The sequence below is a fragment of the Hymenobacter sp. YC55 genome (assembly GCF_029433095.1).
GTDB lineage: Bacteria > Bacteroidota > Bacteroidia > Cytophagales > Hymenobacteraceae > Hymenobacter.
The window spans coordinates 1-11978 of sequence record NZ_JARNTX010000014.1; the positions used below are offsets into that span (position 1 = coordinate 1).

Here is an 11978-nt window from a genome sequence, read left to right on the forward strand (position 1 = left end):
GGCCATGCACGGCCACGCACTGGTCCGTCTCGATGTGGCGGCTCGCATACCGCGAATAGATGATGCCCGGCGGCGTAAAGAGGGGCGCTGGCTCCGTTTTCATACGTTTTCCCGGTTACACTTAACCGCACAAAGATCGGCGGCTGCGGACTCAGACTGTTTGCGTAGAAAGCTCAAGGTGCCGTTGGCTACCCGCCGCGAATTTTCGTGTGGAAACTGCCACCTTGGTAAGGGAGTCCATCGGCAACTGGAATCGTTGCTTCGCACGCGCCACTATCGTGTATATCAGCCGTGTCAAACCGGTGCGGCAACTCCCCAACGGCGTTGCACTAGTTTGCGCCCCATCGAAAGCGGCCCGTCCTTTCTCTTCTCAACCGCAGGATTGCTCGCGGTATAACTGCGCTGGCCTCCTTCCGGAGCCGCCGCCGCTTCCCCCTTGCTGGCTACTGTCGGCCGGTAAAGGAACGCCGGAAGGAGAGGGGAGTCGTGTTCGTTTTGGCTTTAAACAGCTGACTGAACGACTGGGTGTGCTCGAACCCCAACTCGTAGGCAATCTCGCCCACCGACAGGCTGGAAACCGCAAGGCGCTCCTTGGCCCGCTCAATAAGCCGGTGGTGGATGTGCTGCTGGGCATTCTGCCCGGTGAGCGAGCGGAGCATATCGCTGAGGTAACTCGGGGTCAGGTTCACGTGCTCCGCTAGGTAGTGGACCGTGGGCAGGCCCTGCACGAGCGGCTTTTGGGCCTCAAAATAGGCGTCCAGTAGTTCATCGACCTGCTGCAGCAGCACGCGATTGGCCGGGCGCCGGGTGAGGAACTGCCGCTGGTAGAAGCGCTGCGCGTAGGTCAGCAGTAAGTCGAGCTGGGCCAGCAACACTTCCTGGCTCAGCGCATCGAGCGGGTTGCTTAGCTCCTCGGCCATAGTGCCAAAAAGGGTCTCGATGGTAGCCTTTTCCTTGTCGGAAAGGTGCAGCGCTTCGTTGGTGGCGTAGGTAAAGAAGCCGTGCTGCTTAATGGTTTTCGCCAGCGGGTAGCCCAGTAGAAAGTCCGGGTGCACCAGCAGCACCGTGCCCCGCTGGCAGCCGGACTCTTCCCCCGGTACGCTGCCGATGAGTTGATTAGGGGCGGCCAGCAGGAGGCTGCCCTCCGTGAAGTCGTAGTGGCCTTGGCCGTAAGCGAGCTGGCCCGCGCGCCCGGTTTTGAGGGCAATTTTATAAAAGCTCAGCACGTGCGGCCCGTCTGCCGCCTGCTTCACCGGGTGAACGGTTGCATCAACCAAGCTAATGAGCGGGTGCTGCGGCTGGGGCAAACCCAGCGCCTGGTGCGCGGCGGCCAGGGAGCTAAAGCGGGGCGGGAGGGTGGTTGATTTTTTCATGGCGATGCCGAAAGCCCCCAACGGCGAGACGTAGCGCCTCGTGCGGCGGGGGGCCGACAAGTAAGGTAGGAAGAAGTTTCGGGTAGGGCGGTATTGCCCAATGCGGCCGGCCGCCCCCACCAGGAAGCGGAAGGAGCCGGCCGGCTGGCTAGTGAGACGCCCTGGTAGCGCCTTGGGCCGCGTCCGCTACCGGGGCCCACTGCTCCCAGGTGGCGAGCCGCTCGGCGTAGACGCCCCGCACCCAAGGCAGGTTCTGGCTGCCCAGAAACAAGCGCAACGGCGGCTCGGCCGCGTCCACGACGGCAAACAGGGCGGGGGGCGTGGCGCGGGGGTCGCCGCCTTCGCCGCCTTTCAGGCGCTCCAGGAAGCCGGCGCGGAAATCGGCGTACACGTCCAGGCCGGGGGCTAGTCTCAGCGACTGGTCGCTGCCAAACTCGGTGGCGTACGCCCCCGGCTCGACGATGGTTACGCGCAGGCCGAAAGGCTTTATTTCGGTGGCTAGGCTTTCGTGAATCGCCTCAAAGGCCCACTTCGAGGAACAGTAGTAGCCAATTACGGGCAGGCTCACCAGCCCCAGCCCGCTCGAAATGCCGACGATGTGCCCGTGGCCCTGGGCCCGCAGCAGGGGCAGCGCGGCCTGGAGGACGGCCAGCGTACCGAAAATGTTGGTTTCGTAGAGGGCCCGCACGTCGGCCGCGGGCGCTTCCTCAATCGTGCCCACCAGCGAGTAGCCGGCGTTGTTGAGCACCACGTCGAGCCGCCCGAAGTGGGCGTGCGCCTGCGCGACGGCCGCTGCCACTTGGTCGGGCTGGGTCACATCCATGGCCAAGGGCAGCACGCTGGCCCCGTAGGTGGCCTGGAGGTCGGTCAGACTGTCGAGCGAGCGGGCCGTGGCCGCTACTTGGTCGCCCCGTTGCAATGCGGCCTCGGTCCAGATACGGCCGAAACCGCGCGAGGCACCCGTAATAAACCATACTTTGCCCGGTGTGGGGGCCATGCCATTGCCGGCTGCTTGTTCTTGTGCCATGAGGAAATTGATTGGGTTGAGTACAAGGCAAAGGTTGCCGGCAACGAGTGCGCGCATTGTAGGCTAATCGAGGAATTATGTAGGCAAAACGGGCATGCTCGCTAGCTGGCGCGCCTCTGTGACTGCCTAGTCCGGTCGGGTCTGGTCCTGGCATAAGTAAACCAGTTGCTACTACCACCTTCATTCAGGCTGACAAGACCAAATTGTTGGACCTGACTAAGTGGAACCACAAGGACGCCATGGAATTGTCGCGCTGCCCTCTCGCCCGCTGACGTGCGCTAGCGGTTTCGACAGTTAACTTTCTGGCGAATCAATTCCCGGGGTAAGGAATGGTTATCAGGAGAAACGCTTTGTAAAAAGCCCGTTTGCTTAACAATACCGGGCAGAAACTACTCTACTTGGCAGAAACGGCTCTGTACCGGTGCGAACACCGCTTAGGGATAATCCTGGAGCAAGGCTCTTGGGTCACTCGTACGAAGGCAGTGCTAGCGCTGCTGCAAGGCTAGACCCGTCCCAACCAGACGCGGAAGGTCGCTCCCTGGCCTTCCTGGCTCTCTACCTCGATCCGGCCGCCGTGGGCTTGCACGATGCGGTTGACCAAGTACAAGCCCACCCCTGACCCAGGCGTGTGCCCGTGCAAGCGGCGAAACAAGTGAAACATTTCCTGACCGTACTTCTGGGCATCGAAGCCTAAGCCATTGTCTTGCACCACCAGCACCGGCTGCTCGTCCGCCACCTGCACGGCGAGGTAAATGCGCGCCGGGCGGTCCGGGTCAGCGAATTTCAGGGCGTTGCTGAGCAGGTTGAACAGCACCGTCCGCAGGTTGGCGCGGGGGAAGGACACGGCGGGACGAGCCGCAAAGTCGGTGCTGATGCGGGCGCGGGCAACCTGCACCTGGGGCGCCAAGGTGCGCAGCACTTCCGCCGTTATCTCCGCCAGCGCCACGGTCTCAACCGGCCCAGTACCGGTTTGCTGGGCCTGCCCGAGGGCGGCCAGTTCGTCGATGGTGCCATTGAGCTGCTGCAAGGCCTGCCGGATCAGGGGCAGCAGGAGCTGCTCCTCGGCGGGGTTCATTCCCTGCACACTACGCAGCAGCTCGTCGAGCAGCCCGTCCAGGTTATGCACGGGCTGTTTCAGGTCGTGGGAAGCGGCATACACGAAGTTGTCGAGGTCCACGTTGCTGCGCACCAGCTGCTGGTTGGTGGCCTGCAGCTGCGCGGTGAGCTGCTGCAAGGCTTGCTCGGCCACTTGCTGCTCGTGCACGTCCAGTACCACGCCCACCAAGCCGGCATAAGTGCCCGCCGCGTCAAAGCGGGGGGTGGCCGCGTCAATGGCCCAGCGGTAGTCCCCGGCGGTGTTCCGCAGCCGGTAGACTACCCGGAACGGCTCCTGTCGGTCGTTGGCGGCGCGGAAGGCCGCCGCCGTGGCGGCGGCATCCTCGGGGTGCACCGCCTGCAGCCAGCCGTATCCTAAGGCTTCGGCTTCCGTTTGCCCGGTGAGCTCGTACCATGGCCGGTTGAGGTAGGTGCACGCGCCGGCCGGGTTGGTTACCCACAGCATGGCCGGCACGTGGTCGGCCATGCTGCGGAAGTACTGCTCGCTCTCGAGCAAGGTGTGCTGCAGATGCTTGAGCTCGTGAATGTCGATGGCCGCGCCCACCCATTGCACCACCTGCCCGGCCTCGTCCCGCACGGGCACCGCCCGGTCCAGATGCCAGCGGTACGCGCCGGTTGCGGCCACGCGCAGGCGCAGCTCGGCCGCAAACGGCTGGCCGCTGCGCACGGCCGCGTGCCAGGCCTGCAGCATCGGCGATTGGTCGTCGGGGTGCACGGCCTGCAGCCAGCCGGTGCCGAGGTCGGTACCCGTGTAGCCAAACTGGTCCCAGTTCGGGCTCAGGTAGGTGGTATTGCCCGCCGCATCGGCTTCCCATACCACCAAGGGGCTGGTTTCGGCCAAGCGGCGGAAGCGGGTTTCGCTTTGCTGAACCTGCTGGCGCATGCGCACCTGCTCCGTTACGTCGGTGGCGAAGAACACGAGCCCGTCCACTTCGCCCTGGTCGTTGCGGCGGGCCTGGCAGGTGAAAGTTCCGTAGATGATTTCCGGCGCCGCGCCATCGTGGCGAGCCAGGTTCAGGGGCATGTCCTGACTGGAGTAGGCGTGCCCGGTGCGGTACACCTCGGCCAGAATAGCGGGCATGGGCGAGTCGGCCACCTCGGGCAAGGCCTCGAGCAGGGGTCTGCCCAGCAGGGCCCGGCCGGGAAACACGCGTTGGTAGGCTGGATTGACCAGCTGGTACACCCACGTAGGACCGGCGAGCACGGCAATGGGTACGGGGGCTTCCTGGTAGAGCTGGTACAGCAACTGGCGCTGCTGCTCGGCCGCGCGCCGACTGAGCACCTGCTCGGTGACCACGTAGGCAAATACGGTTACGCCCGTAATGCGCCCTTCCTCCCGAAAGGCGTTGTAGGTGAAGTTGAAGTACTGTAGCTGGGCCGGGCGACCGTCGCGTGGGTCAATGGCCAACGGCATTTCCACCCCCTCGTACGGCTCTCCGCTCTGGTACACCTGGTCTAGCAAGGCCACAAAGCCGCTAGCAACGGCCTCGGGCTGCACCTGAGCCAGCAGCTGGCCGCGCATGTCGCGGCCCGGAAACAGGGCCTGATAGGCGGGGTTGTAGTAGGCCAAGGCATGTTGTGGGCCGCGCAGCAAGCACATGGCGGCCGGGCTCTGCTCGAACACCTGATACAAAGCGGGCTCGGGGACAGCCGGGGGCAGGGGCGGATGGGAAGCGAGGGGAGCAGGCACAGCAGAGCGGGGGGCAGGTACGGGTCCAAGGTACGCACGAACGCCCCGCCAGCGAAATGGCACTAGGCGCGTTATATCCGGCACCAACCCAAGGAACCCGAATTGGCGGGGCTACCAGGTTTGTTATATAGTGTAAATACTATATATTAGTGGGGTACCTGTATCGGCGCCCGGTAACGAGTTTCCCAGCGGGGCCTCGTTGTGTTCGTGAATCCCCTGCTGTCGGCGGATGTTTTTTCGCTCCGCTTCGGCGTAACGCTGCTCCCGGCCGCTTTCTACTCTTTTGGCTTAGTTGCCCGCCCCAGCAGGAGAGCTGCCGGGCGGCGGGCGGACGCTGGCCGGGGTGGCGCGGGGAGCAGGGCCCTTTTTGCTGCGCCCCGCCGGCCGCTACGGGGCCTACTCGTTTCCTCCCACGTGTTTTCTCCTTTGTTGCCATGCTACTACGCGCGCTCGAAACCCTTCCGAAAAAAGCCTCGCTGCTGGGGCTCTTGCTTGCCGCTTTGCTGTTCTCTGGGTGCGACGACTGGTTCGAGCACCTGTTTCCGGCGGGAACCCCATCCCCGCCGGAACGGGCCACCGTTGTTTACGACTGGTACAAACTCGTCGCCCGGACGCAACTACGAGTTTCCCCGCAGCCGGTGATTCTCTTAAACAACCGCAATTTCGGCTACATCGGCGTCGGCCTGTATGAGGCGGTGCGGCCGGGTTTGAAAGGCGCCCGCAGTTTGTCGCCCCAGCTCTACCAGATGCCCGCCATGCCGGTACCCGAACGCAACCGCGAGTATGTCTGGGGGGCGAGCGCCAATGCGGCCCTGGCTAGTTTGTTCAAGCAGTTGCTCGGGGGGCTAAGCGCGGCGGATATAGCCCGGATTGACTCGTTGGAAACGGCCTATACTCGCCGGTTTCAACAAAGCGCCTCCGCCGCTACGGTTGCCCGTTCGCAAGCCTACGGGCGCGCCGTGGCCCAAGCCATTTACCTCTGGTCCACCACCGATAATTTCAGCCTCGGCAGCCAGGGCTACGTGTTGCCGGTTTTTCCCGGCTCCTGGGTGCCCACCCCCCCGGCGTTTGCCGCCCCGCAAGGACCTTACCTGAAAAACTCCCGGCCTTTTTTGGCGTCCAGCTTAACGGCTACCGCGCCCCCCCTGCCCCTGGCCTATGCCGAAGATCCGGCCTCCGCCTTCTATCAGCAAGCCCACACCGTGTACGCGGTGGGCAAGGCCTTGACCCCCGAGCAACAAGCCATTGCCACCTGGTGGGCGGATGCGGGGGGAGCGGGCGTCGGTGTTCCCGCCCCCTACCATACCCTGTCGATTATTACGGGCCTATTGGAAGGCAAGCGGGCACAGCTGGCCGAAGCCGCGGAAGTGTATGCCAAAACCGGCATTGCGATGAAGGACGGACCGATCGTCACGTTCCGCGCCAAGTACGAGTATAATCTGCTGCGGCCCGTCACCTACATCCAACGGCATATCGATCCTGCCTGGCAAGCGTACTTACCTACTCCTCCGTACCCGGAGTACCCCTCCGGGTTGGTTGGGATAGCCGCGCCCGTTATGCAGGTGCTGATCCGGGAGTGCGGCGACCTGCCGGTCACCGACAACGCGTATGCCTGGCGAGGCGTAGCCCCCCGCACGTATGCTTCCATTTCGGTTATGCTGGAAGAGGCGGCGTATTCCCGGGTGTACGCGGGGCTGCACTACCCGTTCACCCAGGTCGTTTCGGTGGCCATGGGCAAGGAACTCGGCAATAAAATTGCCAACCTGACCTTACGTCCCCGCTGAGCCGGCCGCGCACCTACGCCCTGTCAGATGGCCCACAGTATTGCGTCCGCTGTTCGGCGCCCAACTAATCTGCGCCGTGGCTCGCGTGTTCGGGTTGCCGGCTGCCTCACGCGTAGCGAGGGCAACCCGGGAGCGGGATTCTGCGGGCAACGTCTTCACGCAGACTTATCGTTGCCGGAACGCAACCCTTGGCCCCTAGCTCATACCCGGCGCGGGGCCGCCCGGGGCGGCCGAACCCGCTTACCGGAAGCGCCCCCGCTCGTGCCCACGTCTGGTTCGGCGTGCCAGTCTAGGCACGTGCGGTGGGCAACACCAACTAAGGTCGCGTAGTGCGGTGAGGAGAAAGCTACTCGGCCACAGGGAAGTGCTGCTGAAGCAAAGCGGTGACCTTTTCCTTGGTTAGGGGCTTGTTCAGAAAGCCGGCAATGGGCAGCTGCTGGGCCCGCGCCAAGTCCACGGGGTGCAGCGAGGAAGTAAGCAGGACGATGACAATGGCTTGCTGCTGCGCGAGCGGCAGCTGCACGTAGGTTTCCAGAAAAGCCAGCCCGTTGAGCACGGGCATGTTCATGTCCAGCAGAATGAGGCGCGGGCAGGATGTCTTGTCGGCCGTGCAGGTTTGCACGAGCGTACGCAGGGCCTGCTCGCCGTTTTCGGCCACGAGCACCTGTTCGGTCACGCCCATGCGCGTGAGCAGGAGCGTGTTGAGGTAGTTGGTGGTGGGGTCGTCATCGACCAGCAGCACACTGGTTAAGGCAGGCATAGCAAGGCAAAGGGCGTGTTTAGCGTGTTTAGGCCGGAAAGGTAACGGTGAAGGTAGTGCCCGCATCGACTCGGCTCTGCACCGTAATCGTACCCCCGGCATTCTCGACCAGGCGTTTGCTGATGTAGAGGCCCACACCGGTGCCCTCCACGTGGGTGTGCAGGCGCTGGAACAACCCAAACAGCTGGCGCTGTTGCAGCTCGCTCATGCCCAGGCCATTGTCCTGCACGGTAAGCACGACGGTGGCCCCCATCTGCTCGGCCCGTACCCGCACCTGCGAGGGCCGGTCGGGGGCGCGGTACTTGATGGCGTTGCTAAGCAGGTTGTAGACGATGCTGCGCAGATTGGCCGGCGAGAACGAGACGACTAGCTCGGGGGCCACTTCAATCGTGAGCTGCGTGCCGGCCGCCGCCATAGCCGGTACCAAGTCCAGGCGTACGTTCTCCACCACTTGCGCCAGCTGCACTGGTTCGGCCGGGCCGGCGTGGGCCAGCTGCAGGCGCGAGATATCGGTGAGCTGGCCAATGGTAAACTGAAAGCGCGCCACCGTGGTGTCGAGCAGGCCGAGCAGGTGCTGGACCACCTCGTCCTGCTGCACGGCGGGCGGCAGGGTGCTGCGCAACGCCAAGGTAATGCTTTCGATGTTGGTGATGGGGGCTTTCAGGTCGTGCGAGGCCGTGTAGACGAACGTGTCCAGGTCCACGTTGGTGCGCTGCAGCTGGGTGTTGGAGTCGTTGAGCTCTTCGTTGGTGGCCGTCAGCTCTTCGTTGATGGCCGCTAACTCTTGGTTGGCAGCCGCCAGTTCCTCGTTGAGCTCGTGTATGCGCTGGCGGGTGCGGACCTGCTCGGTGACATCGTGGGCGAACACGCGCACGCCGTCGATAAGGCCGTGGGCCGTGCGGCGGGCCTGGTAGGTGAAGGTCCAGTAGATTTCCTCGGGGGCGTGCCCCTCGTGACGGGCCATCCACAGGGGGAGCTCCTGCACCGTGACCGGCTCGCCGGTTTGGTACACGCGCCGGAACAGGTCGGGGATGGGCGTGCCCACCAGTTCGGGCAGGGCTTCCAGCAGCGGCTTGTCGGCCAAGGCGCGCCCCGGAAAGATGCGCTGATAGGCCGGGTTCACCAATTGGAACACCAAGTCGGGGCCGTCGAGGATGACGATGGGCGTGGGCGCTTGCCTGAACAGCTGCTCGAGCTGCTGGCGCTGGGTTTCGCGCTCCTGGCGGGCCAGCACCTGCTCCGTCACATCGAGGGCAATGATGGTGACCCCGATCATCTGGCCTGCCTCATAGTAGGCCTGGTAAGTAAAGTTGAAGTACGACGTGCGGGGGGCCTCGCCCAGCCGCGGGGCCGGCGTGAAGGGCAGTTCCACGCCCACGTAGGTTTCGCCCGTCTGGTAGACCTGGTCCAGGAGGGCGCCGAAGCCTTGGGCGTAGAGTTCGGGCAGTTCTTCCGCGATGGTACCCCCCACGAGCGGGCGGTGGGGCGCGAAGCCCCGGTACGCGGGATTGACGTACTCGTAGCGGTGGTGGGGGCCGCGCAGCAGGGCCACGGCCACCGTGGTTTGCTCGAACACCTGATAAACGGCCTCGCGCGTCTGCACCTGCCGCTGGGCGGCGGCCAGCAGCTCGGCTTGCAGGGCCAGGGCCTCCTGGGTGCGCGCCTGCACGCGCGCTTCCAACTCCTGATTGAGCTGCTCGACCTGCTGGCGGGCCTCCACCTGAGCCGTGATGTCCACGGCAAAATTAAGCACCTCCGTCACCTGCCCCTGCGCATTGCGGATGGGCTCGAACGTGGTGCGGTAGTAGCGGCGCTGGGGCGTGCCGGTACCGGCGTAGTCGGCCCAGGCTTCGGTTTCGGCTTGGTAAAAGGGCTCCCCCGTTTCGTACACCCGGTCAAGGAGTTCGTAGAAGCCCTGGCCATCGAGTTCAGGAATCACGTCGCGAATGGAACGGCCCAGCGTAGTACGCGCCGGAAACAGGTGCTCGTATTCGGCGTTTACCAGGTCGTAGACGTGTTCGGGACCCCGCAGCAGGGCAATGTTAGCGGGCATGCGCATGAGCACCTGGTACAAGCGCTGACGCTCGGCTTCGGCTTCCGCGCGGGCGGCTTCCAGTTGCTGCTGGGTTTGGCTCAGGACAGCGTTGGCCTGCTGGTACTCCTTGTTGCTGGCGCGTAGCTCTTCGTTGAGGGCGGCCAACTCCTCGTTGAGGGTCTGCACCTGGTGACGGGTGCGTACTTGCTCGGTCACGTCGGTGGCATAAATCAGAACACCGGTAGGCTGGCCACTGGCATCATACTCCGGTAGATACGCAATGTTCAAATAGGCCTGGTAGAGCTGCCCTGGCTGGGCAATCTGGATGGGCTGCTCCCATTGCTCATACGCCCGCCCCGTCGTGAGCACGTCGTGCAACACCTGCTCGAAGCCCTGCCCGGCTAAATCTGGGAGCGCCTCGAAGTGCGGCCGGCCCAGGAGCTGTTCCACGGGCCGGCCCCAGAGCTGGCCCATACGGGTATTGGCCAGCTCGATGAGAAAGTCCGGCCCCCGCAGCAGGCCCATGGCCACGGGGGCCCGGGCCACGACGTACGCCAACTCGTTGCGCTGTTGTTCGGCGGTGGCCCGGGCCTGCTGCTCAGTCGCTTGGCTGTCGCGCAAGGCGTTTTCGGCGGCGGTGCGGGGCTGGTCGGCCGTGTCGGTGAAGCTAACCAGCAGCCGCTCACCGCTGCGACGGGCCGCGATGCGGAAGTAATTATCGAGGCCGTCGGCCTGGTAATAAAGCTCAAATTCGCCGGGCTTGCCGGTTGCAAACACCTGCCGGTAAAAGGCGAAGATGCCGTTCTGGAAGATGTCGGGGAACAGCGTGCGGGCCGTGCCGCCGGGCCGCTCGGGCAGCCCCGTCATGCGCTGGGCGGCCGGGTTGAAATACTCGGGAGCGAAATCGTCCAGCTCACCAGTAGGGCTGTAGCAGGGGCGCAGCAAATTGATAGCCGTCAGGGAGACGGCCAGCAGGTCGTGCAGCAACGGATCGGGCGCAAATACGGGCGTAAACTCGGGAGAGGCGGTAGCAGACATCGGTAGCGGAACAGGACCGCCACCGCCAGAACGAGAGCAACGGGATAGAACAGCGGGCAGGAAAAGCGGACCGGCGGGTAGTTGCCAAAAAGATGGCGCGGTAGCAGCCCGTTTGTCTTCGCCCGCCTTGGAAAGTGTTTTAGGTAGGAAACGTCACGGTAAAGGGAGAGCCAATGGTCGGCGTACGGGTAACGGTAACGGAAGCCCCGGCATTTTCAATTAGGCGCTTAATCTAAGTAAAATCCCCTCTCCGTACCCTTCACGGGCTTGCTTTCCCGGTTCGCCTGGTAGGTGAAAGTCCCGTCGCGCGGGGCCGATCCGGGTGGGCTCGCTCGGGTACGTCTGGCCATAGTTATACAGGCCGCGCATCCCGAAGCCTGGTAGGGTGGCGGCGAGCCCGCTCGGTCACGTCCACGGCCAAGAGCAGCTGGCCAAGCAACGAGGCCGCCGCCGCCCCAGGTACGACCGGTAGCCCGCCAGCGCCGAACCCCCTTATACGGCGGGAGCGTCCCCGCCCGCGCCCGTCGGTAACGCGTACGGCCGAACAAGCTTCGCTGCCACCGCTCTCTGCCTAAGGCCAAAGCCACCCGGCCTCGCGATACTTGGTTGGTGGCGTGTACCTTTGGCTACTAACGGAGGGCTACGTCCGCTCCGGCTGTTGGCTATTCCCTCCGCTGTCTTCGCTTATGCTTCCTGCTGCTGCTGCTGCCCTTGCGCCCGAATCTGTGTTGTTGCGGGAACTGCTGGCCGTTTCCCTCACCGGCATCATCTTCTACACGCCCCGCTACGACCCGGCCGGCTCCGGTACCATCGTCGATTTCACCTTCGAGTACCTCAACCCGGCCGCCCAGCGCATGATGGCCATGCCCGAGGTGCCCACCCGGACGCACAACCAGCAGTGGCCCCACAGCATCGCCCACGGCACCTTCCAGTTTCACGTCGAGGCCTTTGAGTCGGGCGAGCCCCGCCAGTACAACATCAACTACCAGGCCGACGGCTACGACAACTACTACTGCCTGGCGGCCCGCCGCGCCGGCAACGGCCTGCTCGTCAGCTTCACCGACACGGCCGACCAGCCCCGCTCGCCGGTAGAAATTGCCCTGCGCGAAAGCCAGGCCCCCGAGCAGGCCGCCCGCGCCGAGGCCGAGCGGCAAC

General features: G+C 64.3%; 7 protein-coding genes. 2 read left to right on the forward strand and 5 right to left on the reverse strand.

What is annotated here, in order from left to right; translation table 11 throughout:
- Positions 1 to 443: 443 nt before the first annotated feature.
- The 3 genes from P1X16_RS31175 to P1X16_RS31185 all read right to left on the reverse strand — a co-directional run bounded on the left by P1X16_RS31175 (position 444) and on the right by P1X16_RS31185 (position 5206).
- Positions 444 to 1373 (reverse strand): AraC family transcriptional regulator, encoded by a 930-nt coding sequence (locus tag P1X16_RS31175; protein WP_277236703.1) that lies wholly within the window; start codon positions 1371 to 1373, stop codon positions 444 to 446.
- Positions 1374 to 1521: 148 nt separating this feature from the next.
- On the reverse strand, positions 1522 to 2400 hold the full coding sequence (locus P1X16_RS31180; RefSeq protein WP_277236705.1) for an SDR family NAD(P)-dependent oxidoreductase: 879 nt from the start codon (positions 2398 to 2400) through the stop codon (positions 1522 to 1524).
- A gap of 502 nt (positions 2401 to 2902) precedes the next feature.
- Entirely contained in the window at positions 2903 to 5206 is a 2304-nt protein-coding gene (locus tag P1X16_RS31185; RefSeq protein ID WP_277236706.1) for a PAS domain S-box protein, read from the reverse strand.
- Positions 5207 to 5640: 434 nt separating this feature from the next.
- Here P1X16_RS31185 and P1X16_RS31190 point away from each other — a divergent pair, with 434 nt between their 5' ends.
- The gene (locus P1X16_RS31190; RefSeq protein WP_277236708.1) at positions 5641 to 6990 is read left to right on the forward strand and encodes a vanadium-dependent haloperoxidase; all 1350 of its coding nucleotides are present in this window, start codon (positions 5641 to 5643) and stop codon (positions 6988 to 6990) included.
- Between the two features lie 346 nt (positions 6991 to 7336).
- Here the strand turns inward: P1X16_RS31190 and P1X16_RS31195 are convergent, their stop codons facing one another.
- Together P1X16_RS31195 and P1X16_RS31200 are read right to left on the reverse strand one after the other, a co-directional pair.
- Entirely contained in the window at positions 7337 to 7750 is a 414-nt protein-coding gene (locus tag P1X16_RS31195) for a response regulator (RefSeq protein ID WP_277236710.1), read from the reverse strand.
- Between the two features lie 28 nt (positions 7751 to 7778).
- Positions 7779 to 10823, reverse strand: a complete 3045-nt coding sequence (locus P1X16_RS31200; protein ID WP_277236712.1) for a PAS domain-containing protein — start codon at positions 10821 to 10823, stop codon at positions 7779 to 7781.
- Positions 10824 to 11509: 686 nt separating this feature from the next.
- Between P1X16_RS31200 and P1X16_RS31205 the strand changes: the two genes are divergently transcribed.
- A partial coding sequence (locus P1X16_RS31205) for a hypothetical protein (RefSeq protein WP_277236714.1) occupies positions 11510 to 11978 on the forward strand: 469 nt, incomplete at its 3' end.